Raw genomic sequence first — 23,557 nt, forward strand, 5'->3', positions numbered from 1 at the left:
CATCCATTGCCTTCTGTGTATGATGAGGGCAAAAGTCGCAGCGGATTGTGTGATGGGCTTTCCGTCAGATGGTTCGCGGTGGTTGCTCGGCAAAGGGCGGTTCGAAAGCCCCTTGCCCGGCACCCACAGGTTGCTTCCCGCCCCTGCGGGGGCGGATGGTTGGTGTCGGCGTGGCAAGCACGCGGATCATTTAGGAGGTCATTCCAATGGCTATTGCCGGTTTTAATTCGACTTATTATGTCCAGCAGTACCCGGACGTTCTGCTCGCGATCTCGCAGGGCGTTTTCAAGACTGCTGAAGAGCACTTCACGAAGTTTGGCGCCAAGGAAGGCCGTAATCCGAACGCCTTCTTCGACTCGAAGTACTATCTGGCGCAGAATCAGGATGTGCTGCAGGCCGTTGCTGCGGGCACGTTCGCCAGCGCTTACGACCATTATATTAAGAATGGTGGCACCGAAGGCCGCGTGCCGAGCGCTGCGCTGGCTTCGTTCGACGGTGCCAAGTACCTCGCCGCAAATGCTGACGTGAAGGCCGCCGGTTTCACCGAAAAGACCGCCGTCTCGCATTACGTTCTGTACGGCGCCGCTGAAGGCCGCTCGGGCACCAGCAGCTCGACGGGCCAGACCGTTACCCTGACCACCGCTCAGGACAGTATCACTGGTTCGGACGCTGCTGACATCATCCGTGGTGTTGCTGGTGCAGCTGTCGGTGCGCAAGATCAGACCACGCTGAATTCGTCTGACGTTCTCGATGGCGGCAAGGGTGAAGATGCCCTGGTCGTAAACATGACCGGTGGCGGCGCCTACCAGGGCGGTGCAACGATTAAGAATATCGAAACGCTGCAAATCGGTTCGAATCTTGCTGCGGCCACCTTTGATTACAATGTTAACGCCGGTTCGTACGAAGTCACTGGCGTGAACAAAGTTGTCTACGATCAGATCACGACTGGCGAAACCCTGACGGTTAACAACATCGTCCCGACCGCAACGGGCACCGTTACCCCGACTCTGTCGTGGGAAAACGAAGCCGGTTCTGCCGCTGGTACGATCGCCGCGACCTACCGTCAGGCCTCCATTCAGGGCACCGCTGATAACCAAGCTATCGTTCTGAAGAATGTTTCGGCTGGTGCTGGCGGCGGCGTCAATGGCGTCATGAACATTGCCTCCGGGATGGAGAAGTTCACCATCACCTCCGATGGGACGACTGCGAACACGCTGAACAATGCGACGGGCGGCACGGTCGATCTGACCAGCGGTGTCAGCGCAAATAATAGCGCCTCCAGCTCGCTGAAGACCGTTGTTATCAATGGTGCTCAGGAATTCGGTAAGAAGGCTGGCGTTATCGGCTCCACCGGTTTGACGGACCGCACTGCGGGTGTTGACGGTGGTATCACCGCAGGTAGCACGGCCTCGAACCTGATCTCGGTTGCTTCCAGTGTTACCGAAGTTGATGCTTCGGCAGCTACCGGCGCTGTAGACATTCGCTTTACCCAAAACACCACTAAGACAACCGGTGACAATGTTACCTTCAAGGGTGGTTCGGGTGACGACTACGTTGAATTCGAACTTGGTAATGTCAGCGCTACGGGCGGTGCCGGTGCCGATACGTTCGCTTTCATCACGACGGCTTCGGGTGTGACCAACAGCACCTACGGTTCGGGCGATACCGTTACCGGCGGTGCAGGTTCCGATGCGCTGCAGCTCGGCTTGAACGGTTCGGGTACCTACACGCTCAGCACGACCGAGTTTGCCAACACCACCGGTGTTGACGTTCTTGATCTGCGTGGCGCGACCAATACCGTCACTCTCTCCTCGGCGGTTGTTGCTGCCGCCGATGCAGGCACCTTCACGGTCCGTACCGACCGTATCGTGCAGACCTCGACCACCAACTCGGCCAATGCGGCGGGCACCGGTTCGCAGGAAGATGCCAGCACGAACACGATCAACATCACCCAGCTGAATGCCGGTCAGGGCATTAGCATCGTCGGTGGTTCGGGTTCGGATCGCATCGTCGGTAACAATGCGACGATCAACGCCGCTACCATCATTGATGCTGGCACCAATGCTGGTACTGCTGGCCGTTACGATACCCTGACTGTCGTGAATTCGGCGGTTCTGGATCGTACCGATCTTGCCAACGTCAAGGGCCTTGAAGGTCTGATCCTGGTTGAGAACGTCACGGGTGCCTCGCAGTTCAATATCGAACTGACCAGCGATTTCCTGTTGAACAACACCCAGGCGTCGAACAGCACGTCGACCTCGATCGATGACACCGTGTTCCAGATCGGTACTGTTGGTGCCGCTGATGGTACGGCTCTGAATGCTGGCGATACTGTTACCATCGACATCTCGGGTCTGCTGAATGCTACCCGTAATGGGTTGGCGACCAGCATCACGGGGCGTGGTATCGACGTGTCGTCGCTGACCGCCGCTGGCGTTACGATCAATTATGTCGTTGATGGTGCTACCGCCACGACTGCTCAGCGTGACTTGGTCCTGAAGACCGATGCAACTGGCCGCGCGGGTCTGCTCAGCTCGGCAGCGTTTGCCACTGGTGCGGCCGCAGCGTCCTTCGAAGTTACCGGCACCGCTGGTAATGATACTATTACCATCACTGGTACGACCAACGATGCCGTTGACGCCGGTGCTGGTAATGACGCAATCACCCTCACGGGGGGCGTTAACTTGGTTGCGGCCTCGACCATCGAAGGTGGTGCTGGTACTGATACCCTGACTGTTAGCGGTGGTTCGACGCTCAATGCTGGTACCATCCAGAACGTTGAGCTGCTCGATCTGACCGGTAACACGACGATGACCTCTGCCCAACATGGTGGTTTTGTCGCCATTAATGGTTCGGGTGCCAACACTGTAACTATCTCGGATGCCGCGTCGTTCACCACGTCGGGCACTGTCGAAAATTACGTGCTGGGTAACTTCGCTAACAGTGTCACGCTGTCGACTGGCACGACCGCCGTTACCGGTGGTACCGATGCCGATACGATTAGCGGTACGGCTGCTCAGTTGCTCGCTGGTACGGGTGGTGGCTTCAATGCTGGGACCGGTACGGATACCCTGAACATCACCAGCATGGCAGCTAACACTGCGCTGACTGCTGCGATGGTCTCCAACTTCGAAACCATCAACGTTACCGGGTATACGTCTGGTACTCTTACCCTGATCAACGGTAACTTCTCGGCGACTGCTAATACGGTCAATGCTAGCACGATTACCGCAAACATGACTGTGGATATCTCTGGTCTGACCACGGCTAACGGTGCCACCACTGTTACCCTCGGTTCGGGCAATGACACGTTGGCGACCAGCATCACTAACGGCGGTAATAACAACCTTACCATCGACTTTGGTGCAGGCAACGCGACGATCACCGATATCGCCGCAAATGGTACTGGTATCTTCACGTTCAAGGCTACCAACACTGCAACGGCCACGACGTCGCTGAATTTCGCTGCAACGACGGCTGATCTTGCTTCGGGCGACGTGTTCGACTTCAACCTGGACGTTGTCGGTATTGGTGCGACGGGTGCAAGCGTTGCACGTCAGGTGATTGTCACCGCCGGTGCGAACACCACTCTTCTGTTCGACGTTGACGGTAACAACATCTACAGCGTCGGCGATATCCAGATCACCTTGGTTGGTCAGAATATCGCTGCTGGCGCCTTCAACATCGTCAGCGGTAACCTTGTGATCGCCTAATCCCCCGGCCTTCGGGCCAAAGGATTAACGCCTAAAGAGCCGCCCCAGGGGAAACCCTGGGGCGGTTTCTTTATGGGGGTGGCGGGCTGTGCTCGTCTGTCTCGGCGCGGAAAAGGGGGGATCATGCCGACGATCAGTATGTTTTATGGAATGCTTATCTTGATGTTCTACCGCGATAATCGGCAACATAATCTGCCCCATATCCATGTGCGATATCAGGGCAGCGAAGCGGTTGTCAGTATCCCGGACGGTCAATTCCTTCAGGGGACCTTACCCCCGAAGCAAACCAAACTTCTGTTGGCCTGGATTGCGCTTCATGAAGAAGAGCTTATGATCGACTGGGCTCTCGCCGTAGAGGGGCAAGAACCCTTCCGTATTCCGCCCTTGCAATAGGAGGCTTGGTGATGGATGTCGTTCACGTTTCCGTTTTGCCGGATTTCCTGTTGCGGTTGGACTATGCCAACGGCGAGCAGCGCCAGTTCGACATGAAGCCCCTTCTTCAAATGTCCCCCTGGGACCGCATTGCCTCCCCAGCGCATTTTGAAAAAGCAACCGTCGATTACGGCACAGTGGTCTGGCCCGGCAATATCGATATCGCTCCCGAAACCCTCTATGCGGACTCAACACCCCTCCCCCGGTCTTCGCGCCCCGCCGATCTGCGGCGGGCTTGATCTTTCGCGGCACTCCGGGTTAGCTCTCGGCAGGTAAGAGGGAGACGCGCGTGCCTAAATTTATCCATGTCGGCTGCGGCCAGAAGCGTAAGGATCGCACCACCCCAGGGTTCAATCAGCCCGCGTGGGAGGAGGTGCGGTTCGATATCGACGTCAACGTCCAGCCCGATATTTTAGGGACGATGACCGATATGGCGGCGGTGCCGAGCGGGTCGATGAACGCGCTGTTTTCCAGCCATAACATCGAACATCTCTACCCCCATGAAGTGCCGGTGGCGCTGGCGGAGTTTCGCCGGGTGTTGGCGGAGGATGGGTTTGCCGTTATCACCTGCCCCGACCTGAAAAGCGTCTGCGCACTGATTGCCGAGGATAAGCTGCTGGAACCGGCTTACGACTCGCCCGCCGGGGGGATCGCGCCGCTGGATATTCTCTACGGACACCGTCCGGCGATGGCGGCGGGCAACCTCTATATGGCGCATCGCTGCGGTTTTACCGAAAAAGTGCTGGTGGGCACCTTGCAGGCGGCGGGCTTCGCGTCGGTCGCCAGCCGCTCGCGCCCCGGGCCGTTCTTCGACCTTTGGGCCGTTGCCTCGGTGGCGCCGCTGGAGCCGGACGCGCTACGCGCCTTGGCCGTTCAACACATCCCGCTGACTTGAGACCTGTGATGACCGAGATTCGCCGCATTCATCCCGAAACCCGCTATAGCGATGCTACGGTTCACAATGGCACCGTCTATCTGGCGGGGCAGGTGCCGGAAACCCTCAGCGGATCGGCGACGGTACAGACGCAAGAAGTACTCGCCGCGATCGATCAGGTGCTGGCGGCGGCGGGGTCCGATAAATCGAAACTGCTCACCGCCACGGTCTACCTCGCCCATATGGCCGATTATGCCGAGATGAACGCCGTGTGGGATGCGTGGCTGCCCCCCGGCTGCGCCCCAGCGCGCGCCTGTGTGGAAGCGCGGATGGCGAAGCCGGAGTATCGGGTAGAAATCCAGGTGATCGCGGCGCTATGAAAGCCGGGGCGGCACGCTGCCCCGGTCCTTCATTTAGCTAAAGGCTTGCAGCCCAGTGATCGCCCGGCCCAGAATCAGGGCGTGGATATCGTGGGTGCCTTCGTAGGTATTCACCACCTCAAGATTAACCAGATGGCGGGCGACGCCGAATTCGTCGGAAATCCCGTTCCCGCCCAGCATATCGCGGGCGGTGCGGGCGATGTCCAACGCCTTGCCGCAGGAATTGCGCTTCAGGATCGAGGTTAGCTCTACCGGCGGCGCCCCTTCCTCCTTCATCCGCCCCAGCCGCAGGCAGCCTTGCAGGCCCAGGCTAATATCGGTCAGCATATCGGCCAGCTTCTTCTGGATAAGCTGATTGGCCGCCAGCGGGCGCCCGAATTGTTTGCGGTCGAGCACATATTGGCGTGCGGTGCTAAAACAGGCTTCCGCCGCCCCCAGGGCGCCCCAGGCAATGCCGAAGCGCGCCGAATTCAGGCAGGTGAACGGCCCTTTCAGGCCCTTCACGTTCGGCAAGATCGCGTCTTCCGGCACGAAAGCCTCGTCCAGCACGATCTGCCCGGTGATGGAGGCGCGCAGGCCGACCTTGCCGTGCAAGGTGGGGGTGCTAAGCCCCTCCGTCCCGCGCTCCAGCACAAAGCCCCGGATCACGCCGTCGTCGGTTTTAGCCCAGACCACGAAGACATCGGCGATGGGGGAATTGGTGATCCACGTCTTCGACCCAGTCAGCCGATAGCCGCCCGGCACCGATCTTGCGCGGGTGGCCATACTGCCGGGGTCCGACCCGTGGTCGGGTTCGGTCAGGCCGAAGCAGCCGATCCAGTCGCCGGACGCCAGTTTCGGCAAATACTTCTGCCGCTGCGCCTCGCTGCCAAACTCATAGATCGGCAGCATGACCAGCGAGGATTGGACCGACATCATCGACCGATAGCCGCTGTCGATCCGCTCCACTTCCCGCGCGACCAAACCATAGGCGACATAGCCGAGGCCGGCACAGCCATACTCCGGCGGCAGCGTCGGCCCCAGCAAGCCAAGCTCGCCCATTTCGCGGAAGATCGCTGGGTCGGTCGCTTCGTTGCGGAAGGCGTTCAGCACGCGCGGCGCCAGCTTATCCTGGGCATAGGCCGCCGCCGTTTCGCGCACTTGGCGCTCTTCCGCTGTCAATTGGCTATTGAGATCAAACGGATCGGCCCAGTCGAACGCGGCTTTCTCGATGGTCATGAGGTCCCCTCCTCGGTTTGCCCTACGAGGAGGCGGCTCCTCGGTCGGTTTTGTGAGGAAGCTAGAGCAAATCCCCGACGGGGGAAATGATCCGGGACAATGCCAAAGAAGAAAATCAATCCGATGGCAGGCTTTCGGTCTCGCGGCGGATGGCGTCGATCAGCCCCTTGCCGACGCGCGCTTCCATCGATTGCGCGACTGGGGCCAGGGCGGTGCGCCACGCCTTGCGCTCCTCCGGCGTTTGGGTGTGGAACTGGGTCTTGCCGCTGGCCGCCATCGTGGCGATGGCAGTGTCGTTTTCCTTCTGGGCGATATCGTTACCGTAGCGCGTGGCTTCTTTCAGCGCCCCATCGAGTGCACTGCGCAGGTCGGATGGTAGACTGTCCCAGAAGCGCTTATTCACGATCACGGCATAGCCGAGATAGCCGTGATTGGTCAGCGTCGCATAGGGCTGCACCGCGTGCATATTCTGCGTGACCATGTTCGACGGCGGGTTTTCCGTGCCATCGACCACGCCGGTTTGCAGGGCTTGGAAGACATCGGAAAAGGCCAACACCTGCGGAAACGCCCCCAAGGCCCGCATCTGGGCATCCAGCACGCGGGAGGCTTGAATGCGCATTTTCAGCCCCTTCATATCCTCCGGCTGGATCAACGGCTTGGTTGCGCTCATCAGCTTAAAACCATTGTCCCAATAGGCGAGGCCCTTGATGCCCTTCGGCTCTAGTTTTGCCAAAAGTTCCGCCCCGATTTTACCATCGGTGATCTTGCGCAGGGCGGCTTTGCTGGGAAACATGTAGGGAATATCGAACACTTCGAACTCGCCAACCCCGAGCGGGGCGAATTTGGCCAGCGACGGCGCGAGCATTTGCACGGCGCCAAGCTGAAGCGCCTCCAGCTCTTCCTTATCCTTATAGAGAGTGCTGTTGGGGTAGATTTCGACGTGGACGCGGTTTTGCGTGCTGCGCTCCGCCAATTCTTTAAAGCGCAGGGCGGCCTTGCCCTTCGGCGTATCGTCGGCCACGACATGGCTGAAATTGATAATGATCGGCTTATCGGTTTGCGCCCGAGCGGTCTGCGACAGGCTGGCGACCGCCAGCACAGCCGACAGCGCAAGCGCCGTCTGACGGAACTTCATGTTTCTCTCCCCTGGATTTCTTTGGGCACTGTTTAGGTCAGCGCTTTTCTTGTGTCTATTTACTATGACGCTCCGGCGCTTTCGCTCTATTGTGGACATCCGCAAGCGCCGCCAACAGGCGTGGCGGGAGGAGGATAATGCGGCTCAGCATCCCGCGCCGGGATTTGATTCTGGCGCTGCCCACGATTTCCCTGGCGCTGATCGCCCTGCTCATGGGCGTGCTGCTCTGGCTGTATCAGGCCCATGAGCGCGAGAATGAACGCCATACGCTGATCATGGATACGCTGTGGGCCGAACAGACGCTGCGGTTCCAGCTTGGGTCCGACGAAGAAAAACTGCGCCTGCTGGCTGAAGATCTAGGGCGCGGCATGCTGGGGCCGCTCGGCTTTGAGGGCAAGGCGCGGCAGATGATGGCGGGCAACCCGGAGTTTACCCGCTTGCGCTGGCTGGAAGCCGATGGTGCTTTGCGCGCCGCGCTGCCGCCGTTGCCCTCCTTGGCCGAGCATGATCCGGCCCAACTGCCGCTGAACGAGGTTAGGGCACTCGGGCGGCCCGCCTACGGCCTCGTGTCCTTGGCGGCGGGTCGGGGCGCCCGTGATGCGCCGCATCTGCCGCTGGTAACGCCGATTTTTCGCGATGGGCGCTATAGCGGGGCGCTGGTTGTCGATATATCCCTGCAAGCGCTGATTAGCCAGCATGTGCCCTGGTGGTTTACCGAGCGTTACCGGTTGGTTTTGCTCGATGCCAATAACGCCCAATTGGCGGCCAAGCCCGAGGTTCTGCCCGATCCGCTGATCCCGACGCGCGAACTGCCGACCCATCGCATGCCGCTCGACCCGCCGGGGCAGGGGGTGACGTTGCTGGTCACGCTCTACCGTTCCGGCCCGTGGGAGGCGCAGGCAGGCATCGTCGCCGCCATCTCCATTCTCGCCCTGGTCGCCGGGGCCAGCCTACTGACGGCGCGGCGGCAGATGCGCGGGCGCAAGCGCGCCGAACAAGCCCTGCGCGCCGAGCATGCTTTCCGTAAGGCGATGGAAGATTCGTTGACCGTCGGCATGCGCGCCCGCGATCTGGCGGGCCGGATCACCTACGTCAATCCCGCTTTCTGCGCCATGACCGGTTATTCGCCCGACGAGTTGATCGGCCAGGAACCGCCAATGCCCTATTGGGTGCCGGAGGATTACGACCGCACGCGGGAGGTACATGACGCCGTGCTGGTCGGCACGCCCTATCCCTCGGGGTTCGAGCTAAGGTTTCAGCGCCGCGACGGCGAGAAATTCGATGCGCTGATCTACGAGGCGCCCCTGATCGACGCCGACGGCAAGCATACCGGCTGGATGGGGTCCTTCGTCGATATCACCGACCGCAAGCGGGCCGAAGAAGGGCAACGCCAGCAGCAGGAAAAGCTGCAACAAACCTCCCGCCTCGTGACGATGGGGGAAATGGCCTCGACCCTCGCCCATGAACTGAACCAACCGCTATCGGCGATTACCTCCTACGCCACGGGCAGCCTGAACCGGCTACAAGCGGCGGGCGGTGACCCAGAGCTTGAAAAGGCGCTGACCAAACTCAGCCTGCAAGCGCGGCGGGCCGGGGCGATTATCCGCCGGATTCACGATTTCGTCCGCAAGCGCGAACCGCGCCTCACCGCCTGTACCCTGCCGGAGATCGCGCAAGATGCCTTGAGCTTTCTGGCGCCCGACGCCCGCAAGCTGGGGGTCATTCTGCATACCGATCTGCCTGACGATCTACCGCCGATCCGCGCTGACCGCATTTTGATCGAACAGGTCATCGTCAACCTCGCCCGCAATGCCATCGAAGCGATGACCGCCGTGCCGCGCGGGCGGCGGGTATTGTCCGTCACCGCGACGGCCCAAGCCGACCGGGTGGAAGTGCGGGTGCAGGATAGCGGACCGGGCATCCCTGCCGCCCAACAGGAAAATCTGTTCAATGCCTTTTTCAGCACCAAGCCCGATGGTATGGGGATGGGGTTGAACATTTGCCGCTCGCTGATCGAGTTTCATCACGGGCGGCTGTGGTACGAGACGGCGGCGGACGGCGGCGGGGTTTTTAGCTTCACCATTCCGCGTGCAACCGAGGACGAGCATGAGCTGCGTTCACATCATTGACGACGATGAGGCGATTCGCGACGCCCTGTCCTGGCTGCTGGAATCGCGGGGTGTCGCGGCGCGCACCTGGGAATCGGCGGAAACCTTCCTCGCCGCTTGGCGCGCCGATCTGCGCGGCTGCCTGCTGCTGGATATCCGCATGGGCGGCATGAGCGGGATGGAGCTGTTCGACCGGCTTCTGGCGCAGGGCTGCACCCTGCCGGTGATCTTTCTGACGGGGCACGCCGATGTGCCGATGGCGGTCGCGGCACTAAAGCGCGGTGCGCGGGATTTTGTCGAAAAACCCTTCAACGACAATGATCTGGTGGATCGTTTACTCGAAGCGCTGGCGGCGGAAGCGGAAGCCTATGCCCGTTTGGCCAGCAAGGCCGACCGCGCCTCCCGCCTTGCCTCCCTCTCGGCCCGCGAGCGGCAGGTGATGGATCTCATCCTGGAAGGGCTGATGAATAAGGTCATCGCCGACCGGTTGGGCATCAGCATGCGGACGGTCGAAGTCCACCGGGCGCGGGTTTTCGAGAAGATGGGTGCGAAAACGGCGGTCGATCTCGCCCGGTTGGTGGCGGGGGAGTAGCTACTCAGCCGCCAGCGGGTCGCGCCGCAGCGGCGTGATGGTGGCCAGCACGGGGGCAAGGGCGCGTTCGGTCAGCGCTAAATCGTACCGCTCCTGCAAACCAAGCCAGAAACTGGCCCGCAGCCCGAAGAATTTCTCCAGCCGCAGGGCTGTATCGGCCGTCATCCGTCGCTTCTTGGCGATGATCTCGCCAATCCGCCGCTGCGGAACGCCGATGGATTTGGCTAGGCGGTACTGGCTCATCCCCAGCGGGGTCAGGAATTCGTTCTGCAGGATACGGCCGGGGTGAATAGGCGCGTCGATGGGAGTATCGGGATCGACAATTTCGCTGAAATCGAGATGCTTGGCATCTTCATAGGTATAAGCCACGGCGTCCCTCCCTCAGTGATAATCGACAAGTTCGACATTCCAGGCGGCGCCATCCTGCCAATCAAAACAAAGCCGCCACTGCCGGTTAACCCGAATGCTCCATTGTCCCGCGCGATCCCCAATCAGTTTCTCTAAGCGATTGGAGGGCGGCAGGCGCAAGTCTTCAACGGCATCCACACTTTCGATCAGCGTCAGCTTATCGCGGACAGCCTCATACAAAGGTTCGGCAATCCGCCGGGGACGTTGGCCCAAAGCGATGGCGAGGGTGGTCTTATCCGCAAAGCTCTTGATCACAAGCCAAAACCCTACCACATCGCGATACTAACGCGAAGCGTTCCTATGGGCATCCTCTTCCCAATCCGTTAACGCTCGTGGCATACAGGAAGCATGACGACTGTAACGCCCCTTGCCATTCCCGACTCCCGCGCGCTCTTGAGCGTGGCGCCGATGATCGACTGGACCGACCGGCATTTCCGCTTCTTTCTGCGCCTGATCACCAAGCGCTCGCGCCTCTATACGGAAATGATCACCAGCGCGGCGCTGAAGTATGGCGATAAGGCGCGGCATTTGGATTTCGATCCGGCGGAACATTCGATCGCCCTGCAACTCGGCGGGGCCGATCCGCAAGAATTGGCGGAGGCGGCGAAGCTTGGCGCCGACTGGGGCTATGACGAAATCAACCTCAACGTCGGCTGCCCGTCCGACCGGGTGCAATCGGGGAAGTTCGGCGCCTGCCTGATGGCGGAACCCGATCTGGTCGCCCGCTGCGTCGAGGCGATGGCCCGCGCCGTGCCGCTGCCGGTGACGGTCAAGCACCGGCTGGCGATTGATGAGATGGACGAGGCGGAAACCGTCTTCCGCTTTGTCGAGACCGTGCGCGATGCGGGCTGCAAGCGTTTTATCGTTCACGCGCGTAAGGCGTGGTTGAAGGGCCTCAGCCCGAAGGAAAACCGCGAAATCCCGCCACTGCGCTACGAGTTGGTGCATGCGCTGAAAGACCGATTCCCCGATCTCGACCTAACTTTGAACGGCGGCATTCGTAGCCTTGATGCGGCGACGGAGCATTTGCCGCATCTCGATGGGGTGATGATCGGGCGAGCGGCCTATGAAGACCCGTGGATTTTTGCCGAAGCCGACGCCCGTTTCTATGGCGGCGGCCCCGGCCCCGAAAGCCGGGCAGCGGTGGTACAGGCTATGCTGCCCTATATCGAGCGGCGTCTTGCCGAAGGCGTGCCGCTGAAAGCGATCACCCGCCATATGCTCACGCTCTATCGTGGGCAGCCGGGCGGGCGGGCGTGGCGGCGCTATTTGTCGGAAGTGGCCCATCGCCCCGGCGCGGGACCGGAGGTGGTGGAAGCCGCCCTGCGCATGACCGAAACTCCGGCCTTGGCGGCCTGACCGGCGGATGCTGGGCTATATCCTTCGCCGCCTTGCGCTGATGATCCCGACGCTGTTCGGGATTCTGCTGGTCAATTTCATCGTCATTCAAGCCGCCCCTGGCGGCCCGGTGGAACGGACGATTGCCGCCTTCCAGGGGCGCGGCGGCGGCGATATGGACCGGCTGGGCGGCGGCGGCTCGGAAACCCTAAATTCCGACCCGCAAAAGCGCGGCACCAATATCACGCCGGAACTGTTGGCGGAGATTAATGCCCTCTATGGGTTCGATAAACCGCCGGTCGAACGGTTCGTGACGATGATCGGCAATTACTTGCGCTTCGATTTCGGCAAGAGTTTCTTCCGCGACCGCAGCGTTGTCGATCTGGTGGCGGAAAAACTGCCGGTGTCCCTGTCGCTTGGGCTGTGGACCCTGCTGCTGACCTATGGCGTCTCCATCCCCCTCGGTATTGCCAAGGCGATGCGGGACGGCAGCCGGTTCGACGTGGCGACCAGTGTGGCGGTGATCGTTGGCTATGCCGTGCCCGCTTTCCTGTTCGCGGTGCTGCTGATCGTGCTGTTTGCAGGCGGCTCTTTCCTGTCGATCTTCCCCCTGCGCGGGCTGACGTCCGATGGGTGGGAGAGCCTGAGTCTGATGGGTAAGATCGCCGATTACTTCTGGCACCTCGCCTTGCCGCTCACCGCCATGCTGATCGGCGGCTTCGCGAGCCTGACGCTGCTGACCAAGAACAGTTTTATCGACGAAATCGGCAAAGCTTATGTGCTGACCGCCCGTGCCAAGGGGCTGGGGGAACGGCAGGTGCTCTACGGCCATGTCTTCCGCAACGCCATGCTGCTGGTGATTGCCGGGTTTCCGGCAGCCTTCATTGCGACGCTCTTCACCTCCTCCCTGCTGATCGAAGTGATTTTCTCGCTCGATGGGCTGGGGCTGCTGGGGTTCGAGGCGACGACCAGCCGCGATTATCCGGTGATGTTCGGCACGCTCTATGTGTTCACGCTGATCGGGCTGCTGCTGCAATTGCTCGGCGATATCGTCTTTACCTGGGTCGATCCGCGCATCGACTTTAACCGGCGGGAGGGGTGAGATGCGCCCGTTAACCCGCCGTCGCCTAACCGCCTTTTGCAGCAATCGCCGGGGCTTCTGGTCCTTCTGGATTTTTCTGGTGGTCTTTTGCCTCACCCTCGGCGCCGATCTGATCGCCAACGATAAGCCGTTGCTGGTGCGCTATGACGGCGGCTTCTATCTACCGGTCTTCACGGTCTACCCGGAAACCACCTTCGGCGGCGATTTCCCGACTGAGGCGGACTACCGCGACCCGGAAGTGCAGGCGCTGATCCAGGCGAAAGGCTGGATGGTCTGGCCGCTGATCCCCTATCGCTACGATACGGTGGTGAAGAACCTTCCTAGCCCGGCGCCGACGCCGCCCGATGCGGCCCATTGGCTTGGCACCGACGATAAGGCGCGCGATGTGCTGGCGCGGCTGATCTATGGCATGCGGGTGTCGCTGCTGTTCGGTCTCATCCTCGCCAGCCTGTCGGCGGTGATCGGCATCGCGGCGGGGGCCGCGCAGGGCTATTACGGCGGCATGGTCGATCTGCTGGCCCAGCGCTTCATTGAGGTTTGGAGCGGCCTGCCGGTGCTCTACCTCCTCATCCTTCTGTCCAGTCTGGTGCAGCCGGGCTTCTGGTGGCTGCTGGGGACGATGGTGCTGTTCAGTTGGATCGCCCTGGTCGGCGTGGTGCGGGCGGAGGTTCTGCGCACACGCAACTTCGATTACGTCCGCGCCGCCCGCGCCCTGGGGGTGGGCGATGGGGCGATCCTGCGCCGCCATGTGCTGCCGAATGCGATGGTGGCGACGATTACCTTTCTGCCGTTTCTGCTGAATAGCGCCATCGGCGTGCTGACCAGTCTCGATTTCCTAGGCTTCGGTCTGCCGCCCGGCTCGCCGTCCTTGGGGGAAATGCTGGCGCAGGGGAAGAATAATCTGCACGCGCCCTGGCTGGGGATTACCGCCTTCGTGACGCTGGCGGCGCTGATGACGCTGCTGGTCTTTATCGGCGAAGCGGTGCGCGACGCTTTCGACCCGCGCCGGGGGCTGCGATGAGCGCGCCGCTGCTGGAGGTTCAGAGCCTCAGCATTACCTTCAACCCGCTCGGCGGCACGCCGGTTGCGGCGGTGAAGGGCCTCAGCTTTCGGCTCGACCGGGGGGAAACCCTGGTGTTGGTGGGGGAGAGCGGTTCCGGCAAATCGGCCTCCGCCCTCGCTATTCCGGGGTTGCTGCCGAAGGGGACCGGCATTTCCGGCGCGATCCGCTTTGCGGGGGACGATCTGACCCAGCGGCCCGAGGCGGAGTTGCGCGCCCTGCGCGGCAATCGCATCGGCATGATTTTCCAGGAACCGATGACGGCGCTGAACCCGCTGCATCGGGTCGGCGATCAGATCGGCGAAACCCTGCGCCTGCACCGGGGCCTGTCGAACGCCGCCGCCCGCGCCAAGGTGCTGGCCCTATTGGCCGAGGTTGGTATCGACCGCGCCGAAGAGCGGATCGACGCTTTCCCGCATCAGCTTTCCGGCGGACAGCGGCAGCGGGTGATGATCGCGGCGGCACTGGCCTGCGATCCCGATCTGCTGATCGCCGACGAGCCAACAACCGCGCTCGACGTGACGCTGCAAGCGCAAATCCTGACCCTGCTCAAGCGGCTTCAGGCCGAACGCGGCCTTGGCATTCTGTTCATCACCCATGATTTCGGCGTGGTGCGCCGCATGGCCGACCGCATTGCCGTGCTGCGTTATGGCGAGTGTGTAGAATATGGCAATGCGGCGGAGGTGCTGACCCGCCCGCACGCTGATTATACGAAAGAACTGCTGGCCGCCGAACCTTCGGGCCGCCCGGCGCCGGTGCCCAACAGCGCGCCCGAGGTGCTGCGCGGCGAGGCCTTGTCGGTACGCTTCGGCGGGCGGCATTGGTGGGGCGGGGCCAAGCCGGGGTTTCTGGCGCTCAACGAGATTTCCGTCACGCTGCGCGCCGGGGAAACCCTGGGGGTCGTCGGCGAGAGTGGGTCGGGGAAATCCACCCTAGGGCTTCGGCTGCTGCGTCTTCTGGCGGGGGGCGGGCAGGTCAGCCTGCTCGGGCAGAACCTCGATCGCCTCTCTCGCCCGGCCCTGCGGACGGCGCGGCGGCAGATGCAGGTGGTGTTTCAAGACCCATTCGGCTCGCTCTCGCCGCGCCTCTCGGTTGGGGAGATTATCGGCGAAGGGCTGACGGTGCACCCCGATGGCCGCGACCCGGTGGCGGCGGTGGCAGACGCCCTGCGCGACGTTGGCCTCGATCCGGCGATGGCCGACCGCTACCCGCATGAATTTTCCGGCGGGCAACGCCAGCGCATCGCCCTGGCCCGCGCGCTGATCCTGCGCCCGCAAGTGCTAATCTTGGACGAGCCGACCAGCGCGCTCGACCGGTCCCTGCAGGGCCAGTTGATCGACCTGCTGCGCCAGCTTCAGGCAGAGCGGGGGCTTGCTTACCTGTTTATCAGCCACGATCTCGCGGTCGTGCGCGCCCTCAGCCATCGGGTGATGGTGCTCAAGGATGGCAGGATCGTCGAAAGCGGCCCGGCGGAGCTCGTGCTCCGTCAGCCCCAGGCCGAGTATACGAAAGCCCTGCTTGCTGCCGCAGGGATTTAGGTTTCGGACAGAATGAAGCCGCGCCCGTCCGCTACGGCCTGGGACACGGTCGCGCGGCCGTCGTGCGGGCGGGGTTGGGGCGAGATAAATGCGGTAGGGAAAGGCGCGCGCCGCCCGGGCGCGGCGGCCCAGGAACAATGACAATAGGGACACGGTACGAACTCGGACCAGGAAGGGTTTGAGCTTCAGGGCCTGCCTAGCGCCGCCCAAAACTCTCCACGGCGCGCAGGCCGGAGCGGATCGCCCCTTCAAGGGTCGCGGGCAGGCCGGTCGCGGTCCAATCCCCGGCAAGGCGCAGGTTGAGCAGCCCCGGGACGTTCGGGCCGGGGCGACGGGCGTTTTGTGCGGGGGTTGCGGCGAAGGTTGCGCGCTTTTCCCAAATCAGCCGCACCTGATCGGGCGCGCAGCCGTAGAGCCGCAAGAGGTCGGCCTTTATGGCGGCCTCAATTTCCGTGGCGGGGGTATCGCGCAGCCGGTCGGCGGCAGAAAGGGTGACCGCCACCCGTGCCCCGCGCCGTAAAAACCATTCCCCCGTCCCATCGATGAGCCCCAGCAACTCCGGCGCGTCGCCCGCTGGCGGAACGGGAAGCGTGGCATGGAGGTTCAGAATGGCGCGGCTTTCGGTCGGCACGTCCAGATCGGGCAACAGCCGGTGCGCGGCCTGCGGCGGCACGGCCAAAACAATCCGGCTCATCGGGGTAATGGGGATGGTATCGCCATTGCCGACGTGCAGCGCCGTGATTCGATCGTCCGTTCGGTCGAGGCGGCGCAGGGGGGTTGTGGTCCGCAGTATAGCCCCCCGCGCGGTCAGATAGGCGATTGCCGGGCGGATTAAGGCGGTGTCGAGGCTGTCGCGCGGTACAAGCGGGCAGGCGGCGGCCGTGCCGCGCAGCAGGCCCTGGCGCAGCACGGCGCTTAGCAGCCGCGCATCGCCCTCGGCGGGGTCGATATTCAGGGCGGCTCGCACCAGCGGGTGCCACAGCCAGCGCCCGGTTGGGCTGTCGAGGTCGAGCCGGTCGCCGACCCTGCCGCCGCGCATCAGCCGATGGGCGGCCAGCAAAGCCCGGCGGGTCAGGGGGGCGGGCGGCTTTAGCAGCAGACCGGGGCCGAGCGGCAGGGTTAGGCGGTCCGTGCCGCCGATCAGCGTGAGCGCGCCGGGGGTTGGTCCGGGGGCGATAAACCCGTCTTTGGCGCCGATCCGGTCCAGATAGGCGTGTAGGGCGCGGTTGCCGCGCAGGATCAAGTGCGTGCCGAGATCGACCAACGGTAGGTCTTCGCCCGCCAGCGGCCACGCGCGGCAGCGCCCGCCAGGGTGTGGCGCGGCTTCGAGGATAATAACCTTATCGCCCTTGCTGACGGCCATCACGGCGGCGGCCAGTCCCGCGACCCCGGCGCCGACGATGACCGTTGTGCGCGCCATCAGCCTCGCCCCGCGCGCAGCAGAACCGCCAGCCGATCCGCCCCGGTTAGCCGCCCCCCGGGGGCAAAGGCCTGGGCTTGAAGGCGGCGGAACAGGCGACGATAAAGGCCGATCATCACCGCAACCCCCCAGCGCCCCCGGAAGCGGCGTGCTGCCAGCCGAGCGGTGCAATCGGCATAGAGCGCCTCAACCTCCGGCACGAGGGTGGGTAGGTCGGCGCGCGTCAGATAGACCCGGCCCGTCGCCGCATCGGCATCAAGATCGCGTAGAATATTGGTCAGTTGCAGTGCGCGCCCGGCGCTACGGGCCAGGGCGTCGTCCTCGATCCCCAGGGCGGCGAGAATCAGCGTGCCGACCGCCCCCGCCACCCGGTCGCAATAGAGCAGCAATGCCGCGCGGTCCGGCGCCTGTGGCGGCGCGGTGAGGTCGGAGATCAGCCCGTCCAGTAGCGCGAGAAAGGGCGGCCGCGGCAAACGGTAGCGGGTGAGCAGCGCGAGGAAATCTGGCGGTAAATCGGCGGGAAATCGCCCCTCGGCCAGCCCCGTCAGCCGGTCGTGCCAGGCGTGCAGGGCGGCAAGATCGCCCGCCTCGTCGGCCAACGCATCCCAGGCGCGGGCATAGGCATAGACCCCGGCAATGGCGGCGCGGGCTTCTGCCGGTAGGAGGGGCAAGGCCAGCCGGAACGAGCCGCTGAGGCGCGGGCGCGGCGGTCGGGCGGGGACCAGGGCGGCGCGGGCACAGGCCAGCCGGTCGCGGAGGCCGAAGGGCCGCCCGTCGGCCAGCGCTGCCGCCTGCCGTTGGGCCGCCATCACCGTCGCCGCCGCCTGCCGCCGCAGGCCCGGTGCGCGCAGGAGTTGCGGGAGCGGCGCCGCTTCAGCCAATAGCCTCGGCAGCGCGGCGTGGATTGCTGGCAGCGCCGCCGTCGGCAAATAGGCCCGGCCCCAGCGCGCCCGGTCGGCGGGTGCGTCGTCGAGATGATTGAGCAGTTGCAGGCTCAGGCACAGCGCGTCTGCTGCCGGATAGGTCAGCGGCGATTCGCCATGCAGATCGAGCAGAAATCGCCCAACGGGCACTGACGACGCGCGGCACGTCGCGAGGGCGGTTGCCAGGTCGGTCGGCAAATCGCCGCGCGCATCCGCCTCGAAAGCGGGCAGCAGCGCCTTAAAGGCCGCCAGCGCGGCGGGGATCGCCGTAAGATCCCGTTCGGCGGCGGTCGCCAGCCGGTGCAGCCCGGCCAAACGATCCGCGACGCTCATTCCTGGATCAGGCATATCGGCCCAATCGTCGGCAGCGCGGACATAGCCGTAAAAGCGCAGGATCGCCGCCCGATGCCCCCCGGCCAGCCAGCGCAAGGCAACCGGGAAGGATTCCTGAGGGGCCGTTTTGCCCCGATGGGGCGGCAGGACGGCGGCAAGACCCGGCAGCGGCGCATTCATACCGACCAGCATAGCAGAAGTTGCCGGGGGCGTCCCTGTTTTGCCTCTTGTTTGCCGCAATCCCTTGTGCAGTATGCCGGATGACGCCGTTTATCCGGCCAGCCCCTTGTCGATCCAAAGGATCAATGGACCATGCGCTTCGCTTCTTTCCGCACTCCGTTTTTCGCCGGTTTGATGCTGTCGGCGGCGGCCTTCGCCTCGGCCCCCGCGTCGGCCCAGACTATCGGCGAGCTTCTGAAGCAGCCCGCGCCGAAAGAAGATCCGGTGATCGCCCGCGTCGGGGCAATCGATGTGAAGCGGTCGGACCTTGTGCGCTCGCTCGACGGGCTGCCGCCGCAGGTGCAGCAGATGCCGTTGCAGACGGTTTATCCCTTGATCCTTGACCGGCTGATCGATGGCAAGCTGATCACCAACGCCGCCCGCGGCCAAAAGCTGAACGAGGATGCGGAAGTGAAGCGCCGCTTGGCCGATTACGAAGATCGTGTCGTGCAGGAAGTCTATCTGAACCGCGCGGTGGCGGCGAAGGTCGATGATAAGGCGCTGAAGGACCGCTACGACCAGTTCCTGAAGGCCAATCCGCCGCAGGAAGAAGTCCGCGCCCGTCATATCCTGGTCGCCAGCGAAGCCGCTGCGAAGGATATTATCGCCGAATTGAAGAAGGGCGGCGATTTCGCGACGATTGCCAAGGCAAAATCGACCGATGGCAGCGCCAAGGAAGGCGGCGATCTCGGCTTCTTCACTAAGGAAGACATGGTGCCGGAATTCTCCGAGGCCGCCTTTGCGCTAAAGGCTGGGGAGTTTACCCAGGCCCCCGTGAAGAGCCAGTTCGGCTGGCACGTGATTAAGCTGGAACAGCGCCGCGAAACGGCAGCCCCCAGCTTGGCCGATATGAAGGAACAACTGACGTCGGAAATGTCGCAGGAAATGATCACCAAGATCGTCGATGACCTGCGCAAGGGCGCCAAGATCGAAAAGTTCGATATCGACGGCAAGCCGCTGCCCGCCGCTCAGTAATCCCGCGCACAAAAGGCCCCGACCGATGGCAAAGACCGTCTCCCCGCTCGCCCCCGCCTCTTTCCCCGTGCTGCCGCCGATTGCCGGGGTCCGCCTCGCCTCCGGCGCGGTCGGGGTGCGCTACCAAGGCCGAACCGATGTGTTCTTGGCAGAGCTGGCGCCGGGAGCCACCGTCGCCGGGGTCTATACCAAGTCGCTCACCCGCTCCGCCCCGGTGGATTGGTGCCGCGAGGCGCAAAAGGGCGGGACGGCGCGCGCCATCGTCGTGAATTCCGGCAATTCCAATGCCTTCACGGGGAAGGCGGGCTGGGCGTCGGTCGAACGCACGGCGACGGCTGCGGCGGCGCTGCTCGGCTGCAAACCGTCCGAAGTCTTCATCGCCTCGACGGGGGTGATCGGCGAACCGCTGCCCGATCATAAGATCACCGATGGTTTGCCCGCGATTGCCGAGAGCCTGACGGCAGATGCGTGGCAGGCGGCGGCGGAAGCCATTATGACCACCGATACCTTCCCGAAAGCCGCGACGGCGACGGCGGAAATCGACGGCGTGACTGTGCGGATCAACGGGATTTGCAAAGGCTCGGGCATGATTGCGCCGGATATGGCGACCATGCTGGGCTTCCTATTCACCGATGCCGCGATCAGCGCCGAGGCTTTGCAGGCGTTGCTGTCCCCGGCGTCCGATGCCAGCTTCAACTGCATTACGGTGGATAGCGATACCTCCACCTCCGATACGGTCGTCCTGTGTGCGACCGGCCAAGCTGGGAACGCGCCGATCACCACGGCAAGCGACCCGCGCGCGGCAGGGTTCCGGGCGGCGCTCGACGCGGTCTGTACCGATCTGGCGCAGCAGCTCGCCCGCGACGGCGAGGGGGCGCAGAAGTTCGTGACCGTCGATGTGGCGGGTGCGGTGTCGGATGCCTCGGCCAAAGTCGTCGCGCTCGCCATTGCCAATTCGCCGCTGGTCAAGACGGCGATTGCCGGGGAAGACGCTAATTGGGGCCGCGTTGTTATGGCCGTGGGTAAGGCGGGGCAACCGGCGGACCGCGATAAGCTCGCCATCTGGTTTGGTGGGTATATTGTGGCGAAGGATGGTCAGCGCGTCGAAGGCTATGACGAAACCCCGATTGCCGCCCATATGAAGGGCACAGAGGTTCACCTGAAGGTCGATCTCGGCCTTGGGACCGGCACCGCCCGCGTTTGGACCTGCGATCTGACCCACGGCTATATCGACATCAATGGCAGCTATCGGAGCTAACCCGCTGCTGCCGCAGCCGATCCTCGAGACCGAGCGTTTGCGCCTGCGGCCCCTGCGGCCGGGGGATTTGGCGCGCATCACCGCGTTGGCCGATGATGCGGAGATTGCCGCGCGCACCGCTGCGATCCCGCATCCCTATAAGCCCCATCACGCCGAATATTGGCTGACCAATAGCCGGGCTGAGCGGGAGCGTGGCGAGGCGGTGACCTATGCGATTGCCGACCGGGAAACCGATGCGTTTCTCGGCGGCGTTTCCCTCACCCTCATGGCGGGGGCGGAGAAGGGCGTGATTCTCGGCTACTGGCTGGGCCGCGCGTCCTGGGGCCAGGGGCTGGCGACGGAAGCCGTGCGCCGGGTGCTGCATTTCGCCTTTACCGATCTTGATCGCGTCTCGGCCTATGCCTTGGTGATTCCGGGGAACGCGGCCTCCTTCGGTGTTTTGGCAAAACTGGGGTTCGAGCCGTGTGCGACCGACGGCATTCCAGTCGAAGACCAATGCCGCCCAGCCCTGGGGCGCCGGATCGCGCGCGCCGATTTCCTGGCGGCGCAGCCGGTGCCGAAAACCCTGTTCGTTGTGGCGGCGGCGCTGATCGACGGCGATGGTCGCATTCTGCTGGCCCAGCGCCCGGAAGGCAAAGCCTTGGCCGGGCTGTGGGAGTTTCCTGGCGGTAAGGTCAGCCCCGGCGAAACGCCGGAAGCGGCGCTGGTGCGCGAGCTTCAGGAGGAATTGGGGGTGACCGTCCGCCCTTCCTGCCTCGCGCCCTTTGCGTTTGCTTCCCATACCTACCCGCAGTTTCACCTGATGATGCCGCTCTACCTCTGCCGCGTGTGGGACGGGGAACCGCAGGGCAAGGAAGGCCAAGCCCTAGCTTGGGTCCGCCCGCAGCGCCTGCACGATTACCCGATGCCGCCCGCCGATGTGCCGTTGGTGGCGCAGTTACGGACGATGTTGTAGCGGTTGACGCTTGACAACCAATCGGCTTGAGGCTCTCCTAAAGCAGGTATGAGCCTGCGCAAGACCCATCCGAACAAGCATATCGAGGCGGCGATAGCCTTCGCCGAGGCAGCGGGCTGGCGCTTTGTACCGAGCGAGGGCCATGCGTTCGGGCGACTGCTGTGCCCGCTGAACGATCCGACCTGCCAGGGGTATCGTTTCTGTCAATTCTCGGTTTGGTCCACACCGCGTGTACCAGAACATGAGGCGCGAAAGATTCGCCATCACGTCAACCATTGCCGTCATTACGACCCGGGAGGGACGCATGAATGAGTTTCAGTTTACGCTAAGTTTCGCCGTCCCGGTCGGAACCCTGCTGACCGACGCCTTAACCGATGCTTTCTTCGAAGCTGGTTGCGACGATGCGATGATCGGCTTTGGGCGCCCCGGCTGTCTGGCGTTCGATTTCACCCGTGCGGCGGAGACGGCAAGTGCGGCGCTAACCTCGGCGGAACGGGATGTCGTGTCGGCACTGCCGTCAGCGGTCTTGACCGAAGCCGGTCCCGATCTCGTCAATCTTTCCGATATGGCGGCGCTTTTCGGATGTAGCCGCCAGAATATGCAGAAATACGCCTCGGGAAGTGGCGAGAAACGGGGCGCCTTCCCGCTGCCGCTGGTGTCCACCGCGCCCCCCTTATGGCGTCTCTTGGATATCGTCCGTTGGGTGCAGCGGGAAAAACTTTGGGATTTGCCGCCGTCGCTGGCCGATCTGGCCGCCGAAACTGCCCGTCTTAACCTCCGCCTCCAACTCAAAAAGCTGGAGGCGGTGGCTTAGGAAAGGCGTTGGTGTGGGGATTTCCGCCCGCTCGGGATTAACCCTACGCCGCTTCGCTATCCTCGATGATCCACGGTTCGCGCTTACCCGCTTCAACCCATTCCTGCATGGCGGGCAGGGCGAAGACGGCGGCCATATAGGCGCGGCTATCTTCATCGACATCGACCAGATAGCTGGCGAAGCGCGTCACCACTGGGGCGAACATGGCATCCGCGATGCTCGGGGCGCCGAAGAGGAACGGTCCGCCTGCGCCGAAGCGCTTGCGGCAGTCGCGCCATAGGGCGGTGACGCGATTGATATCTTCCTGCGCCGCCGGGGTCAGGTTGCGCGGCGGGGCTGCGCGGCGAATGTTCATCGGCAGGGCCGAGCGCAGACCGACAAAGCCCGCGTGCATTTCGCAGGAAACGGCGCGGGCGACGGCGCGGGCCGTTGGGTCGGCGGGCCAAAGGTCGGGCGCTTGCTCGGCGACCCATTCGCAGATGGCCAGGCTTTCGAAAATCACCGTGCCATCGTCTAATTTTAGCGCGGGCACCTTGCCGGTCGGCGAGTGGCGTAAAATATCTTGCTTAGATGTGGTCTGATACAGCGGGATCAGCACCTCTTCGAAGGGAAGCCGCGCCAGCTTCAGTGCCAGCCACGGGCGCAACGACCAGGAAGAGTAATTCTTGTTGCCGATGAACAGGGTCAAGGCCATCGCCCGCGTCCTTCCACGTCTAGGAGAAAAACTATGGGCAAGAGCAAAGCCGAGGCGCGTCGGCACTG

23 protein-coding genes and 1 pseudogene are annotated in these 23,557 nt (G+C 63.2%); 17 read left to right on the top strand and 7 right to left on the bottom strand.

What is annotated here, in order from left to right; genetic code table 11:
* Nucleotides 1–206 precede the first annotated feature (206 nt).
* The 5 genes from CHR90_RS12840 (at nucleotide 207) to CHR90_RS12860 (ending at nucleotide 5,399) form a co-directional block, all read left to right on the top strand.
* The gene (locus CHR90_RS12840; protein WP_094409415.1) at nucleotides 207–3,713 is read left to right on the top strand and encodes a beta strand repeat-containing protein; all 3,507 of its coding nucleotides are present in this window, start codon (nucleotides 207–209) and stop codon (nucleotides 3,711–3,713) included.
* A 123-nt stretch (nucleotides 3,714–3,836) separates the two neighbouring features.
* Entirely contained in the window at nucleotides 3,837–4,106 is a 270-nt protein-coding gene (locus CHR90_RS12845; RefSeq protein WP_094409416.1) for a DUF4160 domain-containing protein, read from the top strand.
* Nucleotides 4,107–4,117: 11 nt separating this feature from the next.
* Entirely contained in the window at nucleotides 4,118–4,384 is a 267-nt protein-coding gene (locus tag CHR90_RS12850; RefSeq protein ID WP_170941400.1) for a DUF2442 domain-containing protein, read from the top strand.
* 50 nt (nucleotides 4,385–4,434) lie between these two features.
* Entirely contained in the window at nucleotides 4,435–5,040 is a 606-nt protein-coding gene (locus tag CHR90_RS12855; RefSeq protein WP_094409418.1) for a class I SAM-dependent methyltransferase, read from the top strand.
* Nucleotides 5,041–5,048: 8 nt separating this feature from the next.
* On the top strand, nucleotides 5,049–5,399 hold the full coding sequence (locus CHR90_RS12860) for a RidA family protein (RefSeq protein ID WP_094409419.1): 351 nt from the start codon (nucleotides 5,049–5,051) through the stop codon (nucleotides 5,397–5,399).
* A gap of 33 nt (nucleotides 5,400–5,432) precedes the next feature.
* On the opposite strand, the gene CHR90_RS12865 is transcribed toward CHR90_RS12860, so the two are convergent.
* Together CHR90_RS12865 and CHR90_RS12870 are read right to left on the bottom strand one after the other, a co-directional pair.
* Complete coding sequence (locus CHR90_RS12865) at nucleotides 5,433–6,617, bottom strand: acyl-CoA dehydrogenase (RefSeq protein ID WP_094409420.1); 1,185 nt, start codon at nucleotides 6,615–6,617, stop codon at nucleotides 5,433–5,435.
* A gap of 115 nt (nucleotides 6,618–6,732) precedes the next feature.
* A complete protein-coding gene (locus tag CHR90_RS12870) occupies nucleotides 6,733–7,752 on the bottom strand; it encodes a TRAP transporter substrate-binding protein (RefSeq protein WP_094409421.1) in 1,020 nt (339 codons plus the stop codon).
* A 137-nt stretch (nucleotides 7,753–7,889) separates the two neighbouring features.
* Between CHR90_RS12870 and CHR90_RS12875 the strand changes: the two genes are divergently transcribed.
* Together CHR90_RS12875 and CHR90_RS12880 are read left to right on the top strand one after the other, a co-directional pair.
* Nucleotides 7,890–9,881, top strand: coding sequence for a sensor histidine kinase (locus CHR90_RS12875; protein ID WP_094409422.1), 1,992 nt, complete (start codon nucleotides 7,890–7,892; stop codon nucleotides 9,879–9,881).
* A complete protein-coding gene (locus CHR90_RS12880; protein WP_094409423.1) occupies nucleotides 9,859–10,452 on the top strand; it encodes a response regulator transcription factor in 594 nt (197 codons plus the stop codon). Before CHR90_RS12875 ends, CHR90_RS12880 begins: the two co-directional genes overlap by 23 nt.
* Here CHR90_RS12880 and CHR90_RS12885 read toward each other — a convergent pair whose 3' ends face one another.
* Both CHR90_RS12885 and CHR90_RS12890 read right to left on the bottom strand, forming a co-directional pair.
* The gene (locus tag CHR90_RS12885; RefSeq protein ID WP_094409424.1) at nucleotides 10,453–10,821 is read right to left on the bottom strand and encodes a HigA family addiction module antitoxin; all 369 of its coding nucleotides are present in this window, start codon (nucleotides 10,819–10,821) and stop codon (nucleotides 10,453–10,455) included. It abuts the gene before it with no gap.
* Nucleotides 10,822–10,833: 12 nt separating this feature from the next.
* Entirely contained in the window at nucleotides 10,834–11,115 is a 282-nt protein-coding gene (locus CHR90_RS12890) for a type II toxin-antitoxin system RelE/ParE family toxin (RefSeq protein WP_094409425.1), read from the bottom strand.
* A 93-nt stretch (nucleotides 11,116–11,208) separates the two neighbouring features.
* On the opposite strand from CHR90_RS12890, the gene dusA reads away from it, so the two are divergent.
* The 4 genes from dusA to CHR90_RS12910 are packed head-to-tail and all read left to right on the top strand — an operon-like array spanning nucleotide 11,209 to nucleotide 15,898.
* Nucleotides 11,209–12,219, top strand: coding sequence for a tRNA dihydrouridine(20/20a) synthase DusA (gene dusA / locus CHR90_RS12895; RefSeq protein WP_094409426.1), 1,011 nt, complete (start codon nucleotides 11,209–11,211; stop codon nucleotides 12,217–12,219).
* A gap of 7 nt (nucleotides 12,220–12,226) precedes the next feature.
* Nucleotides 12,227–13,300 carry a microcin C ABC transporter permease YejB gene (locus CHR90_RS12900; RefSeq protein ID WP_094409427.1) on the top strand — a complete coding sequence of 358 codons (1,074 nt, stop codon included), beginning with the start codon at nucleotides 12,227–12,229 and terminating at the stop codon, nucleotides 13,298–13,300.
* 1 nt (nucleotide 13,301) lies between these two features.
* Nucleotides 13,302–14,321 carry an ABC transporter permease gene (locus tag CHR90_RS12905; RefSeq protein WP_094409428.1) on the top strand — a complete coding sequence of 340 codons (1,020 nt, stop codon included), beginning with the start codon at nucleotides 13,302–13,304 and terminating at the stop codon, nucleotides 14,319–14,321.
* Entirely contained in the window at nucleotides 14,318–15,898 is a 1,581-nt protein-coding gene (locus CHR90_RS12910) for an ABC transporter ATP-binding protein (protein ID WP_094409429.1), read from the top strand. The genes CHR90_RS12905 and CHR90_RS12910 overlap by 4 nt, the downstream gene beginning before the upstream one ends.
* 196 nt (nucleotides 15,899–16,094) lie before the next feature.
* On the opposite strand, the gene CHR90_RS12915 is transcribed toward CHR90_RS12910, so the two are convergent.
* Together CHR90_RS12915 and CHR90_RS12920 are read right to left on the bottom strand one after the other, a co-directional pair.
* Nucleotides 16,095–17,318: a hydroxysqualene dehydroxylase gene (locus CHR90_RS12915; protein ID WP_094409430.1), complete on the bottom strand. Its 1,224-nt coding sequence runs from the start codon at nucleotides 17,316–17,318 to the stop codon at nucleotides 16,095–16,097.
* The gene (locus CHR90_RS12920) at nucleotides 17,318–18,766 is read right to left on the bottom strand and encodes a squalene/phytoene synthase family protein (RefSeq protein WP_094409431.1); all 1,449 of its coding nucleotides are present in this window, start codon (nucleotides 18,764–18,766) and stop codon (nucleotides 17,318–17,320) included. The genes CHR90_RS12915 and CHR90_RS12920 overlap by 1 nt, the downstream gene beginning before the upstream one ends.
* Before the next feature lie 120 nt (nucleotides 18,767–18,886).
* Between CHR90_RS12920 and CHR90_RS12925 the strand changes: the two genes are divergently transcribed.
* The 6 genes and pseudogenes from CHR90_RS12925 to CHR90_RS12945 all read left to right on the top strand — a co-directional run bounded on the left by CHR90_RS12925 (nucleotide 18,887) and on the right by CHR90_RS12945 (nucleotide 22,795).
* The gene (locus CHR90_RS12925; protein ID WP_094409432.1) at nucleotides 18,887–19,768 is read left to right on the top strand and encodes a peptidylprolyl isomerase; all 882 of its coding nucleotides are present in this window, start codon (nucleotides 18,887–18,889) and stop codon (nucleotides 19,766–19,768) included.
* 25 nt (nucleotides 19,769–19,793) lie between these two features.
* Nucleotides 19,794–21,026, top strand: coding sequence for a bifunctional glutamate N-acetyltransferase/amino-acid acetyltransferase ArgJ (argJ, locus tag CHR90_RS12930; RefSeq protein ID WP_094409433.1), 1,233 nt, complete (start codon nucleotides 19,794–19,796; stop codon nucleotides 21,024–21,026).
* A pseudogene (locus tag CHR90_RS19950) lies at nucleotides 21,007–21,474 on the top strand (GNAT family N-acetyltransferase); the annotation flags it as partial. The gene argJ and the pseudogene CHR90_RS19950, both read left to right, overlap by 20 nt.
* Before the next feature lie 72 nt (nucleotides 21,475–21,546).
* Nucleotides 21,547–21,981, top strand: coding sequence for an 8-oxo-dGTP diphosphatase MutT (gene mutT, locus CHR90_RS19955; RefSeq protein WP_420866596.1), 435 nt, complete (start codon nucleotides 21,547–21,549; stop codon nucleotides 21,979–21,981).
* Nucleotides 21,982–22,029: 48 nt separating this feature from the next.
* Nucleotides 22,030–22,293, top strand: coding sequence for a hypothetical protein (locus CHR90_RS12940; protein ID WP_094409435.1), 264 nt, complete (start codon nucleotides 22,030–22,032; stop codon nucleotides 22,291–22,293).
* On the top strand, nucleotides 22,286–22,795 hold the full coding sequence (locus CHR90_RS12945) for a hypothetical protein (RefSeq protein WP_094409436.1): 510 nt from the start codon (nucleotides 22,286–22,288) through the stop codon (nucleotides 22,793–22,795). Before CHR90_RS12940 ends, CHR90_RS12945 begins: the two co-directional genes overlap by 8 nt.
* A gap of 43 nt (nucleotides 22,796–22,838) precedes the next feature.
* Here CHR90_RS12945 and CHR90_RS12950 read toward each other — a convergent pair whose 3' ends face one another.
* Entirely contained in the window at nucleotides 22,839–23,489 is a 651-nt protein-coding gene (locus CHR90_RS12950) for a glutathione S-transferase family protein (protein WP_094409437.1), read from the bottom strand.
* Between the last annotated feature and the right edge of the window lie 68 nt (nucleotides 23,490–23,557).

It is taken from the genome of Elstera cyanobacteriorum, assembly GCF_002251735.1.
Classification (GTDB): domain Bacteria; phylum Pseudomonadota; class Alphaproteobacteria; order Elsterales; family Elsteraceae; genus Elstera; species Elstera cyanobacteriorum.